The organism is Streptococcus oralis subsp. tigurinus (assembly GCF_002093575.1).
Taxonomy (GTDB): domain Bacteria; phylum Bacillota; class Bacilli; order Lactobacillales; family Streptococcaceae; genus Streptococcus; species Streptococcus oralis_CH.
In genome coordinates, this window is record NZ_LNVH01000001.1 from 433,758 (window position 1) to 457,062 (window position 23,305).

A 23,305-nucleotide genomic window follows, 5' to 3' on the forward strand; every position below is an offset into this window, starting at 1 on the left:
GATTCCTCTCTTTTTCATGAGATGATTTCAATTATTTCCTGCAAACGTTTCACTCTATCATTTATTTTAACATATTTTTGAAATTCTGTAACTAGTTGAGGGGAAATTTTTCCATTTGTATAAACTTTTGCGACAATTTCTCCCTTTTGAACGGAGTCACCGACCTTCTTCTCAAAAACGATTCCAGTTTCATAGTCTAAATCATCAGACTTGACTGCGCGACCAGCTCCCAATCTCATGGCATAGAGACCAAATTCCATCGCTGGAAGGGCTGAAATGACACCTGACTCTTGAGCCGGGATATCTACTACATGCGCCACCTTGACTGGGCGATAGAGATCTTCTAAATCACCACCTTGAGCTGCTACCATTTCTTCAAACTTAGCCAGCGCTTGGCCGTTTTCAAGGTGTTGACGGACTTCTTCAACCGTCTTCTCGACATTTGCCAAACCAAGCATAATCTGAGCTAGTTCACAAATAAAGTGACTGATATCTTCTCGACCCTTTCCTTGAAGAATTTCAATTGCTTCTAGGATTTCGAGACGATTGCCAATGGCTCGTCCCAAGGGCTGGCTCATATCGGTAATAACCGCTACTGTCTTTCGACCAACGGCCTTACCCAAATCGACCATGGTTTGAGCCAATTCACACGCCTCATCAACCGTCTTCATGAAGGCACCCTCACCGACTGTTACATCTAGCAAAATAGCATCCGCCCCAGCAGCAATTTTCTTGCTCATCACCGAACTAGCAATCAAAGGAATCGTGTCGACAGTTGCTGTCACATCTCGGAGGGCATAGAGAAGTTTGTCTGCTTTAACCAGCTGATCTGACTGCCCAATAACAGATACACCAATGTCCTGTACCTGACGAATGAAATCTTCTTGACTTCGCTCGACTTGGTAGCCCTTGATTGCTTCCAACTTATCTAGGGTTCCGCCAGTATGGCCAAGTCCACGGCCACTCATTTTTGCCACAGGCACACCAAAGCTAGCAACAAGGGGAGCTAAAATCAAGGTCACCTTATCCCCAACTCCACCCGTAGAATGCTTGTCAACTTTAACCCCATCAATAGCTGACAAGTCAAACTCCTGACCTGTCTTAACCATATTCATCGTCAGGTCAGAAATCTCTCGTGTGGTCATTCCTTTAAAATAAACAGCCATAGCAAAGGCAGACATCTGATAGTCTGGAACAGTTCCTGTTACATAGCCTTCTACTAGCCATTTGATTTCATTTGAAGTCAGTTCTTGGCCATCTCGTTTCTTTTGGATTAAGTCAACTGCTCTCATTCTTTCACACTTCTAAGGATATAATATCCCTTGTCTTTCTTTATAATTTCACAATTTCCAAAAACATCTTCCATCTTGCTTTTGGCGCTCGGAGCACCTTGCTTTTTCTGAATGACAATGGTTAAATCACCTCCGTCTTTCAAGAAATCTCTGCTCTTTTCGATAATCTCATGAACAACTTGTTTGCCCGCTCGAATAGGCGGATTGGAAATAACATGGTCAAATTTCCCTTCAACTTGTTCATAGATATTGGATTGGAAAATCGTCGCTTCTACTTTATTTCGTTCAGCATTTTGTCGCGCTAAGTCTAGAGCGCGATTATTGATATCGACCATGGTTGCCTGAACTCCATAAGCCTTGACCAATGACAAACCCAATGGCCCGTATCCACAGCCTACATCAAGGACCGTTTCTCCTTTGTTAACCTCCAAACACTTCAATAAAAGTTGACTCCCAAAGTCAACCATTTTCTTGCTAAAAACACCCGCATCTGTTAAAAAGGTCATATTTTCTCCCAACAACTCCACTCTCAACTCATGTATGTCGTGAGCAGCATCAGGATTTTCTGCATAATACATTTTACTCATAAAACTATTTTACCATAATTGGGCTTGAATTGTAAATCGTTTACAAAGTGATGATCAAATGAAAAAGACTGAAGAATCCTAGTCAAAAAACCTTTTCTTCAATCTCTTTCAATTATTAGAAATACATTACAATCTATCGAGAACTACAAATTATCATAGTCAGGAAAAAACAGATCGTCTGTAAACAGGCGCATTTTTATTACTATTTCTTAACTTTAAAATACTTTATTATCAACAGGATTCCCAATATGATGTTTAGATAAAAGCCCAACTGATAAGTTTGTGTCAGAATTTTCAAACTTGTCCAAAGGCGTATCAAATCTTCTAGTGACATACGGAATAGATATCCTTCTGTAGCAATCCACAAAATCAAAAATAGATAACTACCAGCAGCAAGCCATTTCGTCCACTGCTTTTTTACTAACCAGGCAATCAAGAGTGAACAGATAAAGATAACTGTTACAAGGAGATGATCCATTAAGAAGGTAAAACCGTAATAAGTTTCTACAAAGCGTCTCCCATTATCCGCATTCGCTCCCCTTATAAAAGGTAGTGCAAAACTTAAAATAAAACAGAGTTCCAATATGTAATATCTCAAGATTTTCATTGTGCACCTCCTATAAGTTGCGAACTAAAAGGCCCACTTTTAATAACTGATAAGTCATCAGAAACAATTCCCTATTTCATCATTAAACTATTCAACCTCTATCTCTATTATACGATATTGACTTGCCACCATCAAGAAACCGCTTTATTTTTTTAATTTTTTATGGTATGATAAACAAAATATCTAGGGGAAAACAAATGACCAACGAATTTTTACATTTTGAAAAAATCAGTCGCCAGACTTGGCAATCATTGCATCGCAAAACAACCCCTCCCTTGACAGAGGAAGAGTTAGAATCCATCAAGAGTTTCAATGACCAGATTAGTCTGCAAGATGTGACAGATATTTATTTACCTTTAGCTCATCTCATCCAAATTTACAAACGCACCAAAGAGGATTTAGCCTTTTCTAAGGGGATTTTTCTCCAAAGAGAGAGTAAATCTCAACCCTTCATTATTGGAGTTTCAGGAAGTGTAGCTGTAGGAAAATCAACAACTAGCCGACTTCTGCAAATCCTTCTCTCTCGTACAGTTACTGATGCTACTGTAGAATTGGTGACAACTGACGGCTTTCTCTATCCCAATCAAACCTTGATGGACCAAGATATATTAAATCGCAAAGGTTTTCCTGAAAGTTATGATATGGAAGCTTTACTGGATTTTCTTGATCGCCTAAAGAATGGACAAGATGTCGATATTCCTGTCTATTCTCATGAAGTGTATGACATCGTTCCTGGAGAGAAACAACGTGTCAAAGCTGCTGACTTTGTTATTGTTGAAGGCATCAATGTCTTTCAAAACCCTCAAAATGAGCGCCTTTACATCACTGACTTCTTTGATTTCTCCATCTATGTGGATGCTGCTGTCGAGGACATTGAAAGTTGGTATCTGGATCGTTTCTTAAAACTGCTCAGCTTTGCCCAAAATGATCCCAACAGCTACTACCACCGCTTTACGCAAATGCCGATTGGAGAAGTTGAAGCCTTTGCACATCAGGTTTGGACCAGCATTAATCTCACAAATCTACAAAACTATATCGAACCGACAAGGAATCGCGCCGAGGTCATTCTCCACAAGACTAAAAACCATGAAATCGATGAAATTTACCTAAAAAAATAATTTCCCCTTGTCAAAACCTAAGTTTTCATATATAATGGTATAGTTAGTAAATATGGAGGTAAGAACATTGGCAAACATTAAATCAGCTATCAAACGCGCTGAATTGAACGTTAAACAAAACGAAAAAAACTCAGCTCAAAAATCAGCTATGCGTACTGCTATCAAAGCTTTCGAAGCAAACCCTTCTGAGGAACTTTTCCGTGCTGCTAGCTCAGCTATCGACAAAGCAGAAACTAAAGGTTTGATTCATAAAAACAAAGCAAGCCGCGATAAAGCTCGTCTTTCAGCTAAACTTGCTAAATAAGAAACAGTCCATAGAGGCTGTTTTTTTATCCTCTAATCAGAAAAGGTAGAAAATGAAAATCGCAATCATAGGATATTCTGGAGCTGGCAAGTCAACTCTAGCTGAAAAGTTGTCAAACTACTACTCCATCCCTAAACTACATATGGATACGCTCCAATTTCAACCGGGTTGGCAAGACAGTGACCGTGATTGGATGGAAACTGAGATGAAAAACTTTCTCACAAAGCACGAAGCTTGGGTCATCGACGGCAACTACTCTTGGTGTTACTATGAAGAAAGAATGCAGGAAGCTGACCAAATCATCTTTCTCAATTTTTCACCATGGACTTGTCTCTTTCGAGCCTTTAAACGGTATCTCACTTACCGAGGCAAGGTCCGAGAAAGTATGGCTGCAGGTTGCCCTGAACGCTTTGACTGGGACTTTATCCGATGGATTCTCTGGGATGGGCGGACAAAGAATGCTAAAGAACGCTATCAACGGGTTCAAGAAACCTACCCTGAGAAAGTAATTGTCCTCAAGTCGCAAAAGGAGATGGACTACTTCTTAGAAAATCTCGTACATAACAAGAAAAACCAACGTGCCTAACGTTGGTTTTTTGCTATTAGCCAATCACACTTCCGTTTGGTACAGCTGGATCAACTGTGAGAAGGATTATTTGGCCATCATGCTCAGCTGAGAGGAGTACATCAGAATAAGTATTTCATAAAATTATTAAACTCGAAAAAAAGCTCAAATACTATCTGATTACTGAACATTTCACCTACTAATGAGAAACACTTGCCTCTACTCTATAATAATAAAAATCTTCATCATAATTTCCAGCTGATTGAGCAATAATTAATCGCGGCCGTGAGCTATCTGATTGATCACCCATTGGATTTTTAAAACCTATTTTAAACAATCCAATAGCAGCACTCGTAGGACCACTTTGTAAACTAACATATGGAACACTGCTCTTCTTAGATGAATCTTTTATTACTTTAATCCTATTTCCGTCCCCAGTTGTTCCATCAGAATTAATTATCAATTCCTTACCACGACCATTTCTCCATGTTCCAACAAGTGTTGAAATATCTCCATTTTCAATCGCTTCAATATCTAAATCAACTTCTGAAATTGAGTTATGTTGATAAAGTTTCCACCAATTCAATCTATACGGTCTAAGGTAACTTTTCCCATAAAGAATTCTGTTCTCTTGAGTTTTGTCATTATCTGGTCCAGTTTCATTAGCAGGAATAAATGTTAACACTAACTCTTGCCCAATAATTGTATTTTTATTATCCCCCACAAAATAGACTTCATAATAACCATTATTTTTCTTCGGTTTTTTACTTTTATCTAGCTTGAATTGGGCATGTGTAGAACCACTCCAAAACAGCCAATTTCCCTCTTGTTTGGATATTTTGGGGAAGGCTGAAGTTTTATCTTCAAAATAATCTTCAGGACTGTACCCATACAAAGTAAAATTTGATTCCGCTATTGCTTTTTCTAAATAGTCATTAGAATATGTCCCTTCAAAAGCGTTTAAATCTCCTTGAAGAATATTATCCTTACTATTTTTAAAATAATCAGTCCTACTAGCAAACACCATTTCATGATTCTTATTTCCGTCTGATAAGGTAATTACCGTTAAAATGTTAGATGAATCATCTACATTATTAACTAAAATAGAGATTTTAAAATCCTTATTTCCATCTGACTTATTAAATTCTGTAACAGAAGACCTATTGTTGCCATCTTTCTTCCAATCCGTAGAAAAGTCTCCAAATACATTACCTTCGTCTGTATTATATGAAATTCTCCAATTTTGATCATTTTTAGCAACAGTAGCTTTCTCACCTGTAGAAGAAATATAATCACCTGAAATATCCTCAAAATCTGATCTTATGACGTCAGTAGTAGTTGATTGTACTTCTTGAGGTTTACTTTCTTTACGATTTATAAATATAGAAAGCAAAAGAAAAATAGCAAGTATTAAAACAACTCCTAAATAAAGAATAGCATTTTTCTTCATTCCCAATCTCCAAAATATTATTTATTTTAGTAAAAAACAGTTTTTCTATGCTAAAAATAGAAAACTGTTTTTATCTATAGATTTTAGCCAATCACACTTCCATTTGGTACAGCTGGATCAACTGTGAGGAGGGTTAACTTGCCTTCATGTTCAGCTGAGAGGATCATTCCTTGGCTGACATATTTTTTCATCATCTTGCGTGGTTTAAGGTTGGCAACGATTTGGACTTTCTTGCCGACCAATTCTTGCTCGTTTGGATAGTATTTGGCAATTCCTGAGAGGATTTGACGGTCTTCACCATCACCAGCATCTAGGCGGAATTGGAGCAACTTGTCAGAACCTTCCACTTTAGACACTTCTTTGACTTCTGCGACACGGATTTCGACCTTATCGAAGTCTTCAAACTTGATTTCATCCTTGTTGAGTTTGAGTTCAACTTCATCTGGATTCCATTCTTTTTCGACTGCTGGTTTGTTGCCTTCCATTTGTTCTTTGATATAGGCAATCTCTTCTTCCATGTCCAGACGTGGGAAGATTGGTGTTCCTTTGGCAACAACAGTCACACCAGCAGGGAAATCAGCCAAGCTCAAGTTTTCTAGGCTAGAAACTTCTGCTAAGCCAAGTTGTGCCAATACAGCGCGACTAGTTTCCATCATAAATGGTTCAATCAAGTGAGCTACAACACGAAGGCTAGCTGCCAAGTGGCTCATAACACTTGCCAATTGGTCACGAAGTGCATCATCCTTAGCCAAGACCCATGGGGCTGTCTCATCGATGTATTTGTTGGTACGTGAGATAAGAGTCCAGACTGCTTCAAGAGCACGTGGATAGTCAACTGCTTCCATATGTGTATGGTAGTCCGCGATTGATTGTTCTGCAACCTCAGCAATAGCATTATCAAACTCTGTTACACCCTCTACATAGGCAGGGATTTGACCATCAAAATACTTGTTAATCATAGAGACCGTACGGTTGAGGAGATTTCCAAGGTCATTGGCCAATTCATAGTTGATACGGCCGACGTAGTCCTCAGGAGTGAAAGTTCCGTCTGAACCAACTGGAAGGCTACGCATGAGGTAGTAACGAAGAGGATCCAGTCCATAGCGCTCTACCAACATTTCAGGATAAACGACATTCCCTTTAGACTTAGACATCTTGCCGTCTTTCATGACAAACCAACCATGGGCAATCAAGCGGTCAGGCAATTTCATATCCAACATCATGAGAAGGATTGGCCAGTAGATGGAGTGGAAACGAAGAATATCTTTTCCGACCATGTGGAAGACTGTTCCATTCCAGAATTTATCATAGTTAGCATGATCGTCTTGACCGTAACCAAGAGCAGTCGCATAGTTAAGAAGGGCATCAATCCAAACGTAGACAACGTGTTTTGGATTGGAAGGGACTGGCACACCCCAGGTAAAGGTTGTACGAGAAACCGCTAAGTCTTCCAAACCTGGCTCGATGAAGTTACGCAACATTTCATTAAGACGACCATCTGGAGTGATGAAGTCAGGGTGCGATTTGAAAAATTCTACCAAACGATCTTGGTATTTGCTGAGGCGAAGGAAGTAAGATTCTTCAGATACCCATTCCACTTCGTGACCTGATGGAGCGATACCGCCCGTCACATTTCCAGCTTCGTCACGGAAAACTTCCGCAAGCTGGCTTTCTGTAAAGAATTCCTCATCTGATACTGAATACCAACCAGAATATTCGCCCAAGTAGATATCATCTTGAGCAAGCAAGCGTTCAAAGACCTGTGCTACAACTTTTTCATGGTAATCATCAGTTGTACGGATGAATTTATCATATGAGATATCGAGTAATTTCCAGAGTTCTTTGACGCCAACTGCCATGCCATCAACATAGGCTTGTGGTGTGATGCCAGCTTCTTCCGCTTTTTGTTGGATCTTTTGACCATGCTCGTCAAGACCTGTCAGATAAAAGACATCGTAGCCCATGAGGCGTTTGTAGCGAGCTAGGACATCACAAGCGATGGTTGTGTAGGCAGAACCGATATGAAGTTTACCAGATGGATAGTAAATCGGTGTTGTAATATAAAAATTCTTTTCAGACATAATTTTTCCTTTCCAGGCAAATGAAACCTGTTTTTCTAACACTTCATTATATCATATTTTTAGTGATTTTCGATAGGAAAATCCATACAAAAACAAGACAGACAAATGTCCATCTTGTTTTTTTCTGTTCTATATCTTATTCATAGCGAAGGGCTTCGATTGGATCGAGCTTAGATGCTTTATTGGCTGGCAAGACTCCGAAAATCATCCCAACGCTGGCTGACACAGCCAAGCTAAAGAGAGCGATTGGGAGGGAAACCCCAACTTCGATACCTGCAATCATGTTTTGAAGCAATACTCCAGCTAACATGGTCATTCCAGCAGCAATCCCAAGACCGATGACACCACCTAGCAAGGTTAAGATCATGGATTCAATCAAAAACTGTACCAAGATATTAGCCCGAGTAGCTCCGAGCGCCTTACGCAGACCAATCTCACGCGTGCGTTCTGTCACCGAAACTAGCATGATATTCATAACACCAGTTCCCCCGACAAAGAGAGAGATGCCTGCGATAGCACTGATAATGGTGGTCATAAAACCAAATAGTTGTTGTACCTCTTGGAAGGCGGCAGTCGCATCCGCAACTTGGTACTCTCCTTGCTGAAGACCAGCAATCTCAGTCAGTTTTCGAGCCAACTCTGGACCCAAGGTCTGCGTTAGACTAGTATCATTGACACGAAAGACGATGTTCGAGATTTCATCAGTATTAAAATTGGCTGCGAGAGAGATATTGGTCGTAATTGGAAGACCACCAATCCCAAAGGCTTTAGCAGTTTTGGCTTCATTGCTAGTATAAACACCAATCACACGGTAACTAAACTCATTAACAGAGATAATTTGATTAACCGCAGCTTCTGGACTATCAAACAAACTCTTGGCTAGTTCTTCATCCAACAAAATTACACTGGCAAATTCCTTGTAGTCTTGCGGTCTTAGGCTTCTACCCGCAACGATTTCATTTTCAACTGCGTTCATGTAGGTGCTATTTCCGCCTGTCAGAGTCGCTCGTTCAACCTTCTTATCCTTATAAGATAAGGTGACGTTGGTCGAGTTAGTGACATAGTAACTGTCTACTCCTTTGAGTTTGGCAGCCTCCTTGACCCAAGACTCCAGTGGTTTTGGTGGTTCAACATGAACATCCTCTTCTTTCCCACTGACTGTCAAAGCGGATTGTTTCTGCGTAAAGGAGCCATCCTTGCTTTTGATAGGAGAGAAAAAGACATGGATATCCTTCTGTGATTTGGTCATGTTTTTATTGACCTGACGAGACATGGAGTCTCCCAGTGCCATGATGACGACGACAGACGAAACTCCGATGATAATCCCGATCATGGTGAGGAAGGAACGCATCTTGTGGGCCATGATGGATGAAAAGGCAAATTTCAGATTCTGCATCTTAGTTTTCCTCCTTTTCTAGGGCACTGTCTGATGAGATGACACCATCTCGAATGACAATCTGGCGTTTTGCATAGGCAGCAATCTCAGGCTCATGCGTGACCATGATAATGGTTTTCCCTTCCTTGTTTAGCTCCACCAACAGTTGCATGATTTGATTTCCCGTCTTGGTATCCAAAGCTCCTGTAGGTTCGTCTGCTAGGATGATAGAAGGATTATTTACCAAGGCACGGGCAATCGCTACACGTTGCTTTTGACCACCTGATAACTCGGAAGGCAAATGATGACTGCGCTCCGTCAGCTCAACCTTTTCCAGAAATTCCTCAGCCAATTTCCGACGTTTTGAAGCCGAAACTCCAGCGTAAATCAAGGGCAATTCGACGTTTTGAAGTGCATTGAGCTTGGACAAGAGAAAGAACTGCTGAAAGACAAAGCCGATTTGCTGATTGCGGACCTTGGCCAGTTGTTTCTCTCCCAGGCCTGCCACTTCTTGCCCTTCAAGGTAGTACTCTCCACTGGTTGGTGTATCCAACATTCCGATGGTATTCATCAACGTAGACTTACCAGAACCAGAAGGTCCCATAATGGCAACAAACTCACCTTCATGAACTTCTAGATTGATATTTTTAAGGACCTGCAGTTCTTGGTCACCATTTCGATAACTCCTACAGATATTTTTTAGACTAATTAGTTTCTTCATCAGCCTTCACCTCTTTTCCTTCTTCCAAGGAAGATGTTGGATTACTGATGACCTTGGCACCGTCTGTCAAACCTGAAGTAATTTCTTGGTTGTCCGCATCCGCATTCCCCAAAGTAACTTCTACCTTCTTCGCTTTTTTCTGGTCGTCTACAAGCCAGACATAGTTTTTGTCATTTTCGGTAACAACGCTTGTCAAAGGAACAAGGATGGCCTTACTCTTGTTTTTGACTTCAACACTGACTGAGAAGCCTTGTTTCAACTCACCGATATCGCTAGTCACATCAACAGTATAAGGGTACTTAGAGCCAGTATTTCCTCCAAGGGCTGCATTCGCTGCTTCTCCGTTGTTTTTAGGATAATCAGAAATATAGCTAATTTTTCCTGTCCAGCTCTTATCTTGGTAAACCTTCGAAGTAAAGGTAACTTCTTGCCCAACAGAAAGGTTAGCAAGGTTGTATTCAGACAACTCCCCTTTGACCTGCAAGTTTTCATTACTTACGACATGTACTACCACTTGGCTATTACCTGTTGGCGATTTAGAAACATTACGATTGACTTCAACTACAGTCCCTTCTAGTGTACTGAGGACAGTTGCAGCATCTAGCTGAGCTTGAGCCTTGTTGAGCTGAGCCACAGCATCTGCACGGTTATCCTTGGCATCACTGATTTGAGAATCAATAGAAGATACTGAAGAAGTCGCCGCTTGCGCTTGTTCTGGGAGTCCTGCTTCTGTTGGAACTTGTGGGGAAGCTGGGGCAGCTGATGCATTTTCACGAGCTTTGTTTAACTCCTCGATATGACGGTCTGCCTTTGCAACTGCACGATCGGCTGCATCATAGGCAGCTTGAGCATCTGCACTGCTGTATTTGACCAAAGCTTGCCCTTCTTCGACCTTGTCTCCAACCGAAACGAGAATTTCATCTAAATCTCCCTTACTAGCATCAAAATAAACGTATTGTTCATTTTTTGCTGTAACCGTGCCTGACAAGAGAACCGATGAAGCAACCGAACCTTCCTTAGCAGTAACGATATGTGAGGTTTCCTCCTTGACTGCTGACTGGGAAGGTTGTCTAAAAATCAAAATCCCCGCAGCACCGATAACAATAGCACTGGCAACACCAATCGCTGTGTATAATTGCCATTTTTTTGCCTTTTTATTTCTTTTCATATTTAAACTCCTTTAATCTTTTGCCTTACAAAAACCATTATATCAGAAACACCAAGCCCAAACAATGACAGTTCAGATGGAAACAATGACAGTTCAGGATCATTATTTCGTTCGGTATTCATTTATTAGATTATTGTGCTAGATATATAATACAATATCTTTTTGAATTTGGCAAGCGTTTTTATAATTTTTTTATCGTAGCAGATTTTTGCATTCAAAAAGTAAAAACGATAGAATATGACTATCAAAGCTATAAGGAGTTTTCTATGAGAGAATATGATATCATCGCCATCGGTGGAGGGAGCGGTGGCATTGCCACTATGAACCGCGCTGGCGAACACGGTGCTAAAGCAGCTGTTATCGAGGAGAAAAAATTAGGTGGAACCTGCGTCAATGTCGGCTGTGTTCCTAAAAAAATCATGTGGTATGGAGCGCAAATCGCTGAAAGCTTCCACCACTACGGCCCTGACTATGGTTTTTCAAGTTCAGATGTTCAATTTGATTTCGCAAAACTTCGTCAAAACCGTGAAGCCTACATCGACCGTGCCCGCTCGTCTTATGATGGAAGTTTCAAACGCAATGGGGTTGATTTGATTGAAGGTCGTGCTCATTTTGTTGATGCCCACACCGTCAGCGTTAATGGTGAATTGATTCGTGCCAAGCATATCGTGATTGCGACTGGCGCTCGTCCAAGCATCCCAACTATTCCTGGAGCTGAACTCGGTGGTAGCTCAGACGATGTCTTTGCTTGGGAGCAACTTCCTGAATCCGTTGCGATTCTTGGAGCTGGCTATATCGCCGTTGAATTAGCAGGTGTTCTCCACTCGCTAGGAGTAAAAACGGATTTGTTTGTCCGCCGCGATCGTCCCTTGCGCACTTTTGACAGCTACATCGTTGAAGGTCTTGTCAATGAAATGGAAAAAACAGGTCTACCTTTGCACACACACAAGGTACCCGTCAAGCTCGAAGAAACTGAGCAAGGTATTGCCATTCATTTCGAAGATGGTTCTAGTCACACTGCAAGCCAAGTTATCTGGGCTACCGGTCGCCGTCCAAATGTAGATGGTCTTGAGTTAGAAAAGGCCGGCGTTACACTCAACCAACGTGGATTTATCCAAGTGGATGAGTATCAAAATACTGTTGTAGATGGTATCTATGCCCTTGGAGACGTTACTGGTGAGAAGGAACTAACCCCAGTAGCCATCAAGGCAGGACGCACCTTATCTGAACGCCTTTTCAACGGAAAAACAAATGCCAAGATGGACTACACGACTATCCCTACCGTTGTCTTCTCCCACCCAGCAATCGGAACAGTCGGTTTAACTGAGGATCAAGCTATCAAAGAATACGGCCAAGATAACATCAAAGTCTACAAGTCAAGCTTTGCATCTATGTACTCTGCCGTTACAAGCCATCGTCAAGAGTCTCGCTTCAAACTCATCACCGCCGGTGATGACGAAAAAGTTGTTGGCCTACACGGACTTGGTTATGGAGTGGATGAGATGATTCAAGGATTCGCTGTTGCTATTAAGATGGGGGCAACCAAGGCGGACTTTGATGCTACAGTAGCTATCCACCCAACCGCTTCAGAAGAATTTATAACCATGCGTTAATTATTGTAAGAGACCTCTTGAGGTCTCTTTTTACTTGTAAAATCAGCCGTTACAAAATTGTTACCTTTAATTTAAAAACCGGTTGACTTCTGTTACTAAATTAGTATAATAGTTACTATAATTTTGAAAAGAGGTTAACAGTTTTGAAAAAAGCTCATATCTATGCCATTCCTGCTATCGGTGCTGCTCTCATCGCCGTATTGGCACAAATTAGTCTTCCTATCGGTCCTGTCCCCTTCACTTTGCAAAACTTTGCGATCGGTCTGATTGCTACTGTTTTTAGACCTAGGGAAGCCGTTCTATCTGTGGCTCTCTACCTCCTGCTGGGTGCCATTGGTTTACCTGTCTTTGCAGGGGGTGGTGCAGGATTTCACGTTTTAGTCGGCCCAAGTGCAGGCTATCTTTGGTTCGACCTTGTCCATGCTGGACTTACATCTTATCTCATCCATCAAAATAGTGGCTACATTCGCATTTTCCTAGCCAACCTCTTGGGTGACTCCCTCGTCTTTGTCGGAGGTATTCTCAGCCTCCACTTCCTTGCCGGGATGCTATTCGATAAGGCACTAGCTGTCGGTGTCCTTCCCTTTATCCTTCCTGATCTTGGTAAGATTATTGCCATTAGTTTCATTAGCCGTCCCCTACTCGAACGATTGAAAAACCTTCCTTATTTCTCAAGATAAAAAAAATAGTCCAGAACAAGTGTTCTGGACTATTTCCTTTCCAATTACTTCCTAAGAACTAACTGAAAATCAACTCTCATCTAGAGATTATTTATTTTTACGGCTTACAAAGTACAATCCACCAGTCACTGCCATCAAAGCAAGTCCTGCAACTACTGCTGCGCTAGATGCTTTTTCACCAGTGTTAGGAAGTTGAGGTTTTGGACCTGGTTTTCCTGGTTCATTTGGTTTACCTGGTGTTGGTTTTTCTGGAGTGTGTGTATTTGTGATATTGAAGCCTTCTACTTCAGATGTATAACCATCAACTGGAACTTCTACTACAGAGTATTCGATTGCTTGACCGTCTTTATAACGATCAAGGTCTGTGAACTCATAAGTCCAACCAGTTGCTTCTGAGGCTACCGCAGTCTTACCAGTATCTTTACCATCCGCAAGAAGTTTCACTGTGATAGATGCTGGACGGATACCGTCTTTGTTCTCTTCATCTTTCCAGATCTTATGACCTTTTACAGATGTTTTCTCTGGAGCATGTGTATTGGTAACAGTGTACTTACCATCTTTGTCCGTAGTAACTGTTGAGGTATATTCTTTCACAGCCACTTCTTTGACAGTGTACTTGATTTCTGTACCATTTTCATACTTAGGAAGTGCTTTTGATTCGAACTTCCAACCAGTTTTTTCTGAAACTTCAATTTCTTGAACAACTTTGTCGCCGTTAAGAATTTGAACTTTCACAGATTTAGTACGTTTGCCGTCTTGGTTGTTGTTGTCATCCCACACCTTAGTTCCTGAAAGAACGACTGTTTCTGGATTATGAGTGTTAGTTACCACTTGACCAGTCACAGAGGCTTCATAACCAGCTGGTACGTCTACTTCCTTGATAGAGTAAGTGATTTCTTTACCAGCTTCGTATTGTGGAAGTTTTGTAAATGATGCTACCCAAGTGTTAGCGTCGGTCTTATCCTTAGCTGTCAAGGTCAATTTCTTACTTTCAACAGCTACTGGTTTAGATCCATCTACAGATTTGAAAAGTTGAACCGTTACGGACTTAGGACGTTTGCCGTCTTGGTCGTTCGCGTCGTTCCATACTTTTGTTACCTTGTAGTCGATTTCTTTTGGTGCATATTTGTTTGTGATGGTAAAGTCTGTAATAGTTGATTCATATTCTGCTACGGCTTCTTCTGTTACAGTGTATTTGATTTCTTTACCAGCTTTATATTTTGCTAATTTTTCGAATGTAGCAGTCCAAGTTCCGTCTGCGGCTGCTTGAACTTCTTTCGATGCGACTTTCTGACCGTCTGCTAAAAGATTAATTGTAATCTTAGTTGGACGTTTGCCGTCTTGGTTATTCGCGTCATCCCAGTTCTTGGTTGCTTTAATGTCAACTGTTTCTGGAGAATAGCTATTTGTGATAGTGAATCCTGATGCAGCGTCACCAGTAACTTCTGAAGTGTAACCAGGAACAGTTACTTCTACTACTGTGTACTTGATAGGTGTGCCGCCTTTATCAGCATCAAGGTCTGCAAAGCTTCCAGCCAAACCGTTTGCAGCATTGAGTTCAAGTGTTTTACCTGTATCTTGACCATCTGCAAGCAATTTAACTGTGACAGAAGATGGACGTTTACCATCTTGGTTGTCCTTATCATCCCATGTTTTCTTCACAGAAACTTGAGTTTTGGCTGGTGTGTATTTGTTTGTAAATACAAGATCTTTTGCTTCTTTTGAAGCTGTTGCTTTCAATTCAGTCGCACTTACTTTTTCAACCGTTACTTCAACTTCTTGAACTGTCTTATCGTAAGTGATACCTGCTTCGGATCCAGCAACTTCAGAGATAGTGTACTTATGAGTTCCCACTTGGCTCTCATCATATGAGATTGGTGAGAAGGTCACTGTGCCGTCTGCGGCGTTTGTCACTGTTTCGACAACACTACCGTCTTCTTTCTTCAATTCAAAGCTGTATTTACCTGCTTCAAGGTCTTTACCTTCAAGAACTTTCTTAGCTCCAAGAGTTACACTTGTAGCCCCTGCTGGTGTGTAGGTGTTCTCGAATGCTTTTTCATCGTCGTAAGCAACGGTTGCTTCAAGGACACCTTTACCATTGTCCGCTACAGTTACTGTAGCTGTGATGGTTTTAGTATCGTACTGGATACCTGTAGCAGTACCCGCTTTTTCAGCAATCTTATAAGTATAAGTGCCTGCTTTGTCGAATTCCAATTCTGAGAACTTCACGTTTCCGTCTTTGTCATTCTTCACGGTTTCTTTCACATTGCCATCTTGGTCTGTCAAGGTGAACTCAAACTCATCAGCTTTCAACTCACGGCCAGTCAACTTCTTAGTCACTTCAAGAGAGGCTTTTGCTTTTGAAGTCCCATAGCTGTTATTGAATTCTTTGTCCGCTGGGTAAGTCACATTCGCATGAAGTTTTCCTTCGCCGTCATCTGTAACTTCTACTGTGACTTTAACTTCAAGATTATCGTAAGTCACACCGTCAATAGTTTGTCCAGCGTTTGTTTCAACAATGGTGTAGTTGTATGTGCCAGCTTTAGTATATTCGATTGGAGCGAATGTTACTTTACCGTCAGCAGTATTCTTCACTTTTTGAAGTTCTGAACCATCTGCATCATTCTTCAAGACAAACTCAAATTCATCAGCTTTCAACTCACGACCTGTCAACTTCTTAGTCACTTCAAGAGAAGCTGAAGTTTTTTCAGCAGCGTAAGTGTTTTCGAAAGTCTTATCATCGTTTTCATAAGTGACAGCTGCAACTAGTTTACCAGTCGTTGCATCTGTTGTTACAGTAACTTTAACCTCTACAGGGTTAGCATCGTATGTGACACCTTTTTCAGTTGTATTGGCTTTCTTCTCTACGATGTGGTAAGTGTATTCACCTTCTTGGTCAAATGACAATTCAGCAAATTTAATGTTTCCGTCTTGATCGTTTGTTACTGTTTCAACAACTTTATTTGTCTTGTCATCAAACAAGTCAAATTCAAACTCGCCAGCTTTCATCGCACGACCTGTCAATTTCTTGATGGCAGATAGTTGGGCTTTAGCTGAAGTGCGTTTGTTCTTAACCGTCTTAATAACCCCATCTTTACCTACGGTTACTTCAAATGGAGTTGAATCCAATTCATATCCCTTAGGGGCTTCGACTTCTGTAACAGTGAAATTACCTTTTTTCACATCGTCTTCAGAATACACTGAAGATTGTGCTACTCCGTCAGCATTCGTTGTTACAGTTTCTTCTGTAGCAGTTGCACCTGATGGTGGTGTAATCTTGAATTTAGCCCCTGCAAGACGATTTTGTGTTTTCTCATCCACTTTGTACAATGTGATTCGATATCCTGTTTTCAGTTGGATAGTACCACCATTGGTTACCTGAGAATTACGCCATACGCTTACCTTCGTATCTGTTCTATCAGTCCGATAAGTCAAAGGAACATTATCTCCTGAAACTTCCATGTTGTTACCAATTTTTGTACCATCAGCTGGTGCTGTTGTTTGATAAGTTATTTGGAAAGATGCAGGTTTTCCATTAGACGCTACATGAGAAGATGCATTATTAATTTTAATTTTAAAATCTGTATATGACTCATTCCATTCAATGGTATAGTCAACACCTTCTTTTAGTTCTTTTTTATCTTGCAAATTATAGTCACTATCATAATAACCCGAAACTACGTGCAACGTTTCAGGAATAAACTGCGTTGGTGAGTAGTTGTCAGAAATATAATCGTGAATATCAAGAACATTATAACTTTCTTGGCGATCATTCACTCGGAGTGTAAACGGATGGTAATACTCCCCACTCTTATTCAAGATTTGTGATGACCAGCTCCCCTTAGTAATCACTCCATGAACTTTAGCAAAGTTAGTATGCCCAATCTCATCACCATAATTAGGTCTGCTAGGTTGTCTTGATTTGATGATGTGTGTTACTTTATTTTTAGTTTCCGTATCAGGATAAGTGATATTTTGTTGTGTTATATCCTTTTTTACACTAAATCCGGTATAAAACGTGCCCGAAACATCATTCACCTGTGTTCCACCCTTTTTAGCAAGGTATTCATTCAATTTTTGCAAGGTGATTGTCACCTTACCACCAGAATTTTCACCATTCGAAACTACCTGTGCAGAAGCAACAGCAACACCTGTGCTCTTATCCGTAATCTCAAATGTTTCATTTTTTACTGTAAGAGGGGCAGGAATTGTAAATGTGAAAGTATCACCATCTGAAAGTTGACCATTATATTTACTTAAATCAAAATCGACCATATATTTATAGTTCGAATAAGCTTTATTAATGGTCAAATCATAGACGCCATTTGCATCTGGTTCCTTCAACTTACCATTATCAACATCCCAAACTTGAACGTTTGTAATAACATTTTGTAGTTCCTTTGCTTGAACTGTATTTGTCAGAACAGCAGAACCTAATAAAACGAGTAGTGGCGTTAAAATATAGAGCCACAATTTCTTAAATTTCATGACTTTCCTTTCTAAATGATTGAAATTGATTGAATAGTGCATCTCCTTCTCCCAGTAGGCAACACCCCTTTCAATCGCATGATTTGTTACACGATAACATACTTGTAACACTTGCTTTTAAAAATGAGTACACTATTATAGTATTTCGAAATATTTATTCAATTCAATCTTTAGCAGGAGTATCATTACTCTTGGTCAGATGGAAATATAGCAAAATATTGTCCATGACTATTATACTATATATCATTGAATATTTTTATTAAAATCTTGCAATTCACCCTGTTATTTATTTACACGATGTCAACTTTTTTGATATGTTATTTCATGACACCATATAAAAGGCGAATGTCCTAATAATTGTCTGAAAATACTGACATAATAGGAATTTCAAAAAGTAATAGCTCCTTGTAACAATCTGTTATTTATAATAAATCTATGATATAATAGTCTTATAGAGGCTTTCAAATAATCATCTATTCAGTTTATTTACGCTAAAGGGAAAGCTTGGGTAATACTAAATCTAGTATTTTTAATATTTATAGATAGGAAGGTAAAGCTATGGCAAATAAAACTAGAGAGTTAATCTTAGGTGCTTTTATCACTCTTGCAAGGAGAAACCCTCAGCGAACTTCTTTTACCATGACTGAGATTGCTGCAGAAGCTGGTATTTCCCGCCAAGCGATTTATCAAAAGCACTTTAATAACTTCGAAGATATTATCGATTATATCCACAAGGAAACCGATCAACAGATCTTTAATAATTTTAACAACTACTGTCCTAAAAGAGATGGCGATCCCATCACTTTCTTAGCAGACCACATTCTTCCTCTCATCTATGAAAAGCGAGAAGTCGTCGGTACCTTGTACAATTCTCAAGCCACCACTTGTTGGAAGGAGTTTCTTCGTGAGAAATATTCTCAGTGGGTACTAAACAATGTTAACTACCAGCTGAAATATAATTTTAGTGAAGAGGACATAGCTTATATCATTACAACCATGGCGATTTCATTCATTGAAGTGTGGATTCGTAAGGATAATCCAACTCCGCCTGAAGAATTTAGAGAGACTTTTATTCAATTGGCTAAGACTTCTCTCTGTGACTATATTGTGTCATAAAAAAAGAATCTTGAGTTCCACTCAAGATTCTTTTTATTGTCCACCTTTAAAGGCATCCACCATTACCTGAAATTCTTCATTTGTAAGAGTAATTCCCTTGCCCATTTTAGTATGATCTGGGCTCCAAGCGCGAATGTCAAACTTTGCAGGGGCTCCATTAAAGCTGACGCGGTTGATTTCCTTGGTCCATCCTTTTTCATTTTCGGACAAGGTTAGCAAGTGTTCTTCGATTTCAAATGTAAATTCTGCCATTTTGTTCTCCTTTTTAGTTTTCATTAGATTATTCGAAAAATCTTGTGGTTTTTAAGAAAATTTTATATAATGTGGATATATAAGAAGGGAGGATTCTATGAGACAGGCATTCCAACTAGTTCTAGATAAACTACATAGTTTTCTCAATGGGAATGATGATCATCCTCAAATCGAGGACAACTCCCTTACTGCTATGATTGAACAAGCCATCCAGAAAAAGACGGCTGTTCATGTCATACTTGCAGAAACAAGTTTTACGGGTGATATTGTCAAACACGACGCCAATCGCCAACAAATTATCGTCAAGAATTTTTCAAAAAACGTGACCCGAATCATTCGTATCAGTGATATTAAACGGCTTCGTTTCGTTCCCTCAACCGTACAAAAAGCTCAGAAAAGTCTATTTAAGAAAGAGTGAGATGTTCTTTGTATCCCACTCTTTTTCTTAACGGATTTGTTCAAAATGAAGGTGAACGGCGATATGGTCACCATAGCCACTTCTCTCCAAATCGCGTTGCAAGCGATAAGAGATATAGTGTTCTGCAATGGTAATGTAGCCAGCTCCAAGTAAGCGGTGTTCAACCATTGATTGGATCATGCTGATAGTGGCACGTTCCACTTTTGCTTCTTCCAAGTCCAAAACGACTTTTTTAGTAACTTGTGCAAGGTTTTGACGCAAATCATCTGTCAAAACATAAACGGTTTGAGCTGCTTTTAGGATAGCTTGGTAAATTTTATCTGGATCAAATTCAGCAATTTCTCCATTACGTTTGATTACTTGCATAAGGTTCTCCTTTATTCTTTGTTTTCTTTAATTTTAGCCAGCATCTTTTCTTCTTCGGCTGTTAGTTGATAGTTATCTAGCAGGTCAGGTCTGCGCTCGTAGGTTTTCTTTAAACTCTCATACAGCCGCCACTGACGAATCTTTTCATGGTGTCCACTCATGAGAACATCTGGTACCACCATGCCACGATAGTCATATGGACGTGTGTATTGAGGATATTCGAGAAGACCTGAAGAGAAGCTATCATCCTGGTGACTAGACTCCTTGCCAATCACTTCTGGTATCAGGCGAACGGTCGCATCGATCATGGTCATGGCCGCCAATTCTCCTCCAGTCAAGACATAATCTCCTAGGGAAATTTCATCGGTTACCAAGGTCTTGATGCGCTCGTCATAGCCTTCATAGTGACCACAGATAAAGATCAGTTCCTCTTCCTGAGCCAAATCCTCAGCGCAAGCCTGATCGAACTGTTTCCCAGCAGGATCAAGAAGGATGACACGAGGATTTTTCTTTTCAATAGCATCAAAAGCATCGAAAATGGGTTGGGCTCGGAGCAACATTCCTTGACCGCCTCCGTAGGGCTCATCGTCAACATGACGGGCCTTTTCAGCATATTCTCTGAAATTATGATACTGGATATCCAAGAGCCCTTTTTCTCGAGCCTTCCCAACAATCGAGTGTTCCAGCGGAGAAAACATCTCAGGAAAGAGGGTTAAAATATCAATCTTCATCATCTAACCCTTCTAAGATGTCCACATCAACCCGTTTGTTTGGAATATCAACATTGAGAACTACTGGCGGAATGTAAGGTAAAAGCAAATCTCGCTTACCTTTTCGCTTTACCACCCAGACATCATTGGCTCCTGGTTGCAGAATTTCCTTGATGGTTCCAACCAAGTTATCTCCCTCGTAAACATCCAAACCGATAATCTCGTGATAGTAGAATTCACCATCATCTAAATCATTCAAATCTTCCTCAGCGACCTTGAGACTATAACCCTTGTACTTTTCAATCGCATTGATATGATACATGTCTTTGAACTTGATAATGTCAAAGTTCTTCTGCTTACGATGGCTAGCGATTATTACTATTTGGACAAACTGATCTTTTTCATCAAATAAAGCCAACTCTGCCCCTTTTTTAAATCGTTCTTCTGCAAAATCCGTCACAGACAAGACACGCATCTCACCCTGTAGACCTTGTGTATTGACGATTTTCCCAACATTAAAGTAGTTCATCTTGTCTCCTGTATCTATTTCTATCCTTTATTTTATCACGTTCCAGGGATTTTCTCAAGTTGAAGAACAGTGACTGCAATCAGCTTTGAGAGTCTAAAAACTTTTCCAAATCACGTTCATGTTGGTACTTGATGGCGGCCTTCTTATCTTTGCCAAAGATGGTTTTGGTTAGATCGATATCGTTGATGGCCGCAATTGCGACAGTGTAGTGAATAATATCAGCTAGTTCTTTGGCAAGTTCCTCGTTTGAGTCCTGGACGCCCTCTTTTCGACCAGAGCGCCCATTCAAGACCTCAGCTACTTCTCCAACTTCCTCCACTAACTTGATAAAGAGGCCTTCCTCGGTCCGAGATTGCTGGTAATGTTCGAGTAAGTAAGCTTGCAATTGTCTAAAGGTTAAATCCTTCATCTTCTCCTCCACAAAAAAGCGAGACATCTGTCCCGCTTTCTTTATTTTTCATCGATAACGATTCTTACTTTTTTGTCTTCAGTTGGGACAGAGTAGACAATCGTTCTTATCGCTGAAATAGTGCGACCCTTACGACCGATAACACGACCGACATCGCTTTGGTCAAGATCCAAGTGATACTCCAAAAACTCTGGTGTGTCTTCAATCTTGATAGTTAAGGCATCAGGTTGTGAAATCAAAGGTTTCACAATTGCAATAATGAGATTTTCAATCGTATCCATCTGTCAACCTACTTTAAACTTATTTTGAGAATTTAGAATCGTGGAATTTTTTCAATACGCCTTCTTTTGAAAGGATATTGCGAACTGTATCTGAAGGTTGAGCTCCATCAGCCAACCATGCAAGAACGCGGTCTTCTTTCAAAGTTACTTGGTTTTCAGCAACAAGTGGGTTGTAAGTCCCAACTGTTTCGATAAAACGTCCGTCACGTGGTGAACGTGAGTCTGCTACGTTGATACGGTAGAAAGGTTTTTTCTTAGAACCCATACGAGTCAAACGGATTTTAACTGCCATTTTTTAATGTCTCTTTTCTTATTTTTTTATTTCGGTGAAATAGCTGAGCTATTTAGCACATGTTCTATTATAGCAGATTTCCGAGAGGTGTCAAGAAAAAAACTTGACAGAACTTAATTTTTTTATTTTTTAGAAATATGTAGACAAATTGGTATAAGTTAGAAAGAGAAACTTTATGAATACTACTTTTGATACTATCTATAAAGATTACCCTGTCAAGTCCTATATCTCTCCAAATCGTGATGTCCAAGCTTGGATACTAAATCCCAAGCCCGTTCCCAAATGAAAAATGGACTTATTAGCAGATGATTTACTAGCAGGAGATATCATTCTCCTATGGAGAATCCAGTTTGGCACTTTTACAACCGAAACATTATTTTAAAAACTCCCATTCTAATATGATTCAAAATTCGCTTAAAATCAATGTTTTCCCACTTTTTCAGAAAACAAATTTTTATCTAATTTAAATAACTTTCAATTAAATGGTGTGAATTTTGCTTAAAAGCATCAAAAACACCTCATGGTGTGAACCATGAAGTATTGTAAATGCTGTATTGTAGCTAGTTCTTAACGTTTAGAGAACTGGCTAGCTTTACGAGCTTTCATAAGATCTAGTTTGGAAAGTATAGATTTCAATTGGACTAAAAACAGCGAAATATCAAGGATTTTAAGAACAATATCTACTAATTAATTTATAAAATATGAATTAATAGATTCTAAATAGGGGAATAATTTAGTTCTGTAAAAATTAACTTCTACACCTACAATGCTTATTCTGACAGACTTTATAACAGTCTAAAAAAAGTGGAGATTCATACAGTATCTAGATTTTCCAAAAATTCTTTATCATCAAATATTATTAACGAAACTATCCAAACCAAAT

At 39.9% G+C, this 23,305-nt stretch carries 23 protein-coding genes and 1 pseudogene; 8 read left to right on the forward strand and 16 right to left on the reverse strand.

What is annotated here, in order from left to right; genetic code table 11:
- Nucleotides 1-14 precede the first annotated feature (14 nt).
- The 3 genes from ATE37_RS02165 to ATE37_RS02175 form a co-directional block, all read right to left on the reverse strand.
- Complete coding sequence (locus tag ATE37_RS02165; RefSeq protein ID WP_084867489.1) at nt 15-1,292, reverse strand: pyrimidine-nucleoside phosphorylase; 1,278 nt, start codon at nt 1,290-1,292, stop codon at nt 15-17.
- Nucleotides 1,289-1,879 carry a class I SAM-dependent methyltransferase gene (locus ATE37_RS02170; RefSeq protein ID WP_084867491.1) on the reverse strand — a complete coding sequence of 197 codons (591 nt, stop codon included), beginning with the start codon at nt 1,877-1,879 and terminating at the stop codon, nt 1,289-1,291. The genes ATE37_RS02165 and ATE37_RS02170 overlap by 4 nt, the downstream gene beginning before the upstream one ends.
- A 202-nt stretch (nt 1,880-2,081) precedes the next feature.
- Nucleotides 2,082-2,486 carry a hypothetical protein gene (locus tag ATE37_RS02175; RefSeq protein WP_084867492.1) on the reverse strand — a complete coding sequence of 135 codons (405 nt, stop codon included), beginning with the start codon at nt 2,484-2,486 and terminating at the stop codon, nt 2,082-2,084.
- Between the two features lie 197 nt (nt 2,487-2,683).
- On the opposite strand from ATE37_RS02175, the gene coaA reads away from it, so the two are divergent.
- The 3 genes from coaA to ATE37_RS02190 all read left to right on the forward strand — a co-directional run bounded on the left by coaA (nt 2,684) and on the right by ATE37_RS02190 (nt 4,494).
- A complete protein-coding gene (gene coaA / locus ATE37_RS02180; protein ID WP_000180503.1) occupies nt 2,684-3,604 on the forward strand; it encodes a type I pantothenate kinase in 921 nt (306 codons plus the stop codon).
- A 67-nt stretch (nt 3,605-3,671) separates the two neighbouring features.
- The gene (gene rpsT, locus ATE37_RS02185; protein WP_001274000.1) at nt 3,672-3,908 is read left to right on the forward strand and encodes a 30S ribosomal protein S20; all 237 of its coding nucleotides are present in this window, start codon (nt 3,672-3,674) and stop codon (nt 3,906-3,908) included.
- A gap of 52 nt (nt 3,909-3,960) precedes the next feature.
- Nucleotides 3,961-4,494, forward strand: coding sequence for a DNA topology modulation protein (locus tag ATE37_RS02190; protein ID WP_084867494.1), 534 nt, complete (start codon nt 3,961-3,963; stop codon nt 4,492-4,494).
- A gap of 178 nt (nt 4,495-4,672) precedes the next feature.
- Here ATE37_RS02190 and ATE37_RS02200 read toward each other — a convergent pair whose 3' ends face one another.
- The 5 genes from ATE37_RS02200 to ATE37_RS02220 form a co-directional block, all read right to left on the reverse strand.
- The gene (locus ATE37_RS02200; RefSeq protein ID WP_084867495.1) at nt 4,673-5,923 is read right to left on the reverse strand and encodes a DUF6287 domain-containing protein; all 1,251 of its coding nucleotides are present in this window, start codon (nt 5,921-5,923) and stop codon (nt 4,673-4,675) included.
- Between the two features lie 83 nt (nt 5,924-6,006).
- The gene (gene metG, locus ATE37_RS02205) at nt 6,007-8,004 is read right to left on the reverse strand and encodes a methionine--tRNA ligase (RefSeq protein WP_084867497.1); all 1,998 of its coding nucleotides are present in this window, start codon (nt 8,002-8,004) and stop codon (nt 6,007-6,009) included.
- Nucleotides 8,005-8,140: 136 nt separating this feature from the next.
- Nucleotides 8,141-9,400, reverse strand: a complete 1,260-nt coding sequence (locus ATE37_RS02210) for an ABC transporter permease (RefSeq protein WP_001180392.1) — start codon at nt 9,398-9,400, stop codon at nt 8,141-8,143.
- A 1-nt stretch (nt 9,401) separates the two neighbouring features.
- A complete protein-coding gene (locus ATE37_RS02215) occupies nt 9,402-10,100 on the reverse strand; it encodes an ABC transporter ATP-binding protein (RefSeq protein WP_084867499.1) in 699 nt (232 codons plus the stop codon).
- Nucleotides 10,084-11,268 (reverse strand): efflux RND transporter periplasmic adaptor subunit, encoded by a 1,185-nt coding sequence (locus tag ATE37_RS02220; protein WP_084867501.1) that lies wholly within the window; start codon nt 11,266-11,268, stop codon nt 10,084-10,086. The genes ATE37_RS02215 and ATE37_RS02220 overlap by 17 nt, the downstream gene beginning before the upstream one ends.
- Nucleotides 11,269-11,534: 266 nt before the next feature.
- Here ATE37_RS02220 and gor point away from each other — a divergent pair, with 266 nt between their 5' ends.
- Both gor and ATE37_RS02230 read left to right on the forward strand, forming a co-directional pair.
- Nucleotides 11,535-12,881 carry a glutathione-disulfide reductase gene (gor, locus tag ATE37_RS02225; protein ID WP_084867503.1) on the forward strand — a complete coding sequence of 449 codons (1,347 nt, stop codon included), beginning with the start codon at nt 11,535-11,537 and terminating at the stop codon, nt 12,879-12,881.
- 143 nt (nt 12,882-13,024) lie between these two features.
- Nucleotides 13,025-13,561, forward strand: coding sequence for a biotin transporter BioY (locus tag ATE37_RS02230; RefSeq protein WP_084867504.1), 537 nt, complete (start codon nt 13,025-13,027; stop codon nt 13,559-13,561).
- Between the two features lie 87 nt (nt 13,562-13,648).
- On the opposite strand, the gene ATE37_RS02235 is transcribed toward ATE37_RS02230, so the two are convergent.
- Nucleotides 13,649-18,049, reverse strand: coding sequence for a Cna B-type domain-containing protein (locus ATE37_RS02235; RefSeq protein WP_084867633.1), 4,401 nt, complete (start codon nt 18,047-18,049; stop codon nt 13,649-13,651).
- Nucleotides 18,050-18,607: 558 nt separating this feature from the next.
- Between ATE37_RS02235 and ATE37_RS02240 the strand changes: the two genes are divergently transcribed.
- A complete protein-coding gene (locus ATE37_RS02240; protein ID WP_084867506.1) occupies nt 18,608-19,165 on the forward strand; it encodes a TetR/AcrR family transcriptional regulator in 558 nt (185 codons plus the stop codon).
- A 33-nt stretch (nt 19,166-19,198) separates the two neighbouring features.
- Here the strand turns inward: ATE37_RS02240 and ATE37_RS02245 are convergent, their stop codons facing one another.
- Nucleotides 19,199-19,417, reverse strand: coding sequence for a YdbC family protein (locus ATE37_RS02245; RefSeq protein ID WP_000807427.1), 219 nt, complete (start codon nt 19,415-19,417; stop codon nt 19,199-19,201).
- 97 nt (nt 19,418-19,514) lie between these two features.
- Between ATE37_RS02245 and ATE37_RS02250 the strand changes: the two genes are divergently transcribed.
- A complete protein-coding gene (locus ATE37_RS02250) occupies nt 19,515-19,835 on the forward strand; it encodes a eukaryotic translation initiation factor 4 gamma (RefSeq protein WP_001248071.1) in 321 nt (106 codons plus the stop codon).
- 27 nt (nt 19,836-19,862) lie between these two features.
- Here the strand turns inward: ATE37_RS02250 and ATE37_RS02255 are convergent, their stop codons facing one another.
- From ATE37_RS02255 to rpsP, 6 genes are all read right to left on the reverse strand, one after another.
- Nucleotides 19,863-20,201, reverse strand: coding sequence for an ATP cone domain-containing protein (locus ATE37_RS02255; RefSeq protein WP_084867508.1), 339 nt, complete (start codon nt 20,199-20,201; stop codon nt 19,863-19,865).
- Nucleotides 20,202-20,212: 11 nt separating this feature from the next.
- Nucleotides 20,213-20,932 (reverse strand): tRNA (guanosine(37)-N1)-methyltransferase TrmD, encoded by a 720-nt coding sequence (gene trmD, locus ATE37_RS02260; protein WP_084867635.1) that lies wholly within the window; start codon nt 20,930-20,932, stop codon nt 20,213-20,215.
- Nucleotides 20,922-21,440 carry a ribosome maturation factor RimM gene (gene rimM, locus ATE37_RS02265; protein ID WP_084867510.1) on the reverse strand — a complete coding sequence of 173 codons (519 nt, stop codon included), beginning with the start codon at nt 21,438-21,440 and terminating at the stop codon, nt 20,922-20,924. The genes trmD and rimM overlap by 11 nt, the downstream gene beginning before the upstream one ends.
- A gap of 79 nt (nt 21,441-21,519) precedes the next feature.
- Nucleotides 21,520-21,849: a MazG nucleotide pyrophosphohydrolase domain-containing protein gene (locus ATE37_RS02270; RefSeq protein WP_084867636.1), complete on the reverse strand. Its 330-nt coding sequence runs from the start codon at nt 21,847-21,849 to the stop codon at nt 21,520-21,522.
- A 41-nt stretch (nt 21,850-21,890) separates the two neighbouring features.
- Nucleotides 21,891-22,130, reverse strand: a complete 240-nt coding sequence (gene kphA, locus ATE37_RS02275) for an RNA-binding protein KphA (RefSeq protein WP_000379617.1) — start codon at nt 22,128-22,130, stop codon at nt 21,891-21,893.
- A 19-nt stretch (nt 22,131-22,149) separates the two neighbouring features.
- The gene (rpsP, locus tag ATE37_RS02280; protein ID WP_000268760.1) at nt 22,150-22,422 is read right to left on the reverse strand and encodes a 30S ribosomal protein S16; all 273 of its coding nucleotides are present in this window, start codon (nt 22,420-22,422) and stop codon (nt 22,150-22,152) included.
- Between the two features lie 175 nt (nt 22,423-22,597).
- Between rpsP and ATE37_RS02285 the strand changes: the two are divergent.
- A pseudogene (locus tag ATE37_RS02285) lies at nt 22,598-22,804 on the forward strand (hypothetical protein).
- Nucleotides 22,805-23,305 lie beyond the last annotated feature (501 nt).

Excerpts from the sequence above, each read along its gene's own strand:
- ATE37_RS02200 (WP_084867495.1), bottom strand. The coding sequence starts at position 5,923 with ATGAAGAAAAATGCTATTCTTTATTTAGGAGTTGTTTTAATACTTGCT.
- rimM (WP_084867510.1), bottom strand. The coding sequence starts at position 21,440 with ATGAACTACTTTAATGTTGGGAAAATCGTCAATACACAAGGTCTACAG.
- ATE37_RS02220 (WP_084867501.1), bottom strand. The coding sequence starts at position 11,268 with ATGAAAAGAAATAAAAAGGCAAAAAAATGGCAATTATACACAGCGATT.
- ATE37_RS02255 (WP_084867508.1), bottom strand. The coding sequence starts at position 20,201 with ATGCAAGTAATCAAACGTAATGGAGAAATTGCTGAATTTGATCCAGAT.
- ATE37_RS02210 (WP_001180392.1), bottom strand. The coding sequence starts at position 9,400 with ATGCAGAATCTGAAATTTGCCTTTTCATCCATCATGGCCCACAAGATG.
- coaA (WP_000180503.1), top strand. The coding sequence starts at position 2,684 with ATGACCAACGAATTTTTACATTTTGAAAAAATCAGTCGCCAGACTTGG.
- ATE37_RS02165 (WP_084867489.1), bottom strand. The coding sequence starts at position 1,292 with ATGAGAGCAGTTGACTTAATCCAAAAGAAACGAGATGGCCAAGAACTG.
- metG (WP_084867497.1), bottom strand. The coding sequence starts at position 8,004 with ATGTCTGAAAAGAATTTTTATATTACAACACCGATTTACTATCCATCT.
- ATE37_RS02215 (WP_084867499.1), bottom strand. The coding sequence starts at position 10,100 with ATGAAGAAACTAATTAGTCTAAAAAATATCTGTAGGAGTTATCGAAAT.
- gor (WP_084867503.1), top strand. The coding sequence starts at position 11,535 with ATGAGAGAATATGATATCATCGCCATCGGTGGAGGGAGCGGTGGCATT.
- ATE37_RS02250 (WP_001248071.1), top strand. The coding sequence starts at position 19,515 with ATGAGACAGGCATTCCAACTAGTTCTAGATAAACTACATAGTTTTCTC.
- ATE37_RS02235 (WP_084867633.1), bottom strand. The coding sequence starts at position 18,049 with ATGAAATTTAAGAAATTGTGGCTCTATATTTTAACGCCACTACTCGTT.
- kphA (WP_000379617.1), bottom strand. The coding sequence starts at position 22,130 with ATGGATACGATTGAAAATCTCATTATTGCAATTGTGAAACCTTTGATT.
- trmD (WP_084867635.1), bottom strand. The coding sequence starts at position 20,932 with ATGAAGATTGATATTTTAACCCTCTTTCCTGAGATGTTTTCTCCGCTG.
- ATE37_RS02270 (WP_084867636.1), bottom strand. The coding sequence starts at position 21,849 with ATGAAGGATTTAACCTTTAGACAATTGCAAGCTTACTTACTCGAACAT.
- rpsP (WP_000268760.1), bottom strand. The coding sequence starts at position 22,422 with ATGGCAGTTAAAATCCGTTTGACTCGTATGGGTTCTAAGAAAAAACCT.
- ATE37_RS02245 (WP_000807427.1), bottom strand. The coding sequence starts at position 19,417 with ATGGCAGAATTTACATTTGAAATCGAAGAACACTTGCTAACCTTGTCC.
- ATE37_RS02170 (WP_084867491.1), bottom strand. The coding sequence starts at position 1,879 with ATGAGTAAAATGTATTATGCAGAAAATCCTGATGCTGCTCACGACATA.
- ATE37_RS02240 (WP_084867506.1), top strand. The coding sequence starts at position 18,608 with ATGGCAAATAAAACTAGAGAGTTAATCTTAGGTGCTTTTATCACTCTT.
- ATE37_RS02175 (WP_084867492.1), bottom strand. The coding sequence starts at position 2,486 with ATGAAAATCTTGAGATATTACATATTGGAACTCTGTTTTATTTTAAGT.
- ATE37_RS02190 (WP_084867494.1), top strand. The coding sequence starts at position 3,961 with ATGAAAATCGCAATCATAGGATATTCTGGAGCTGGCAAGTCAACTCTA.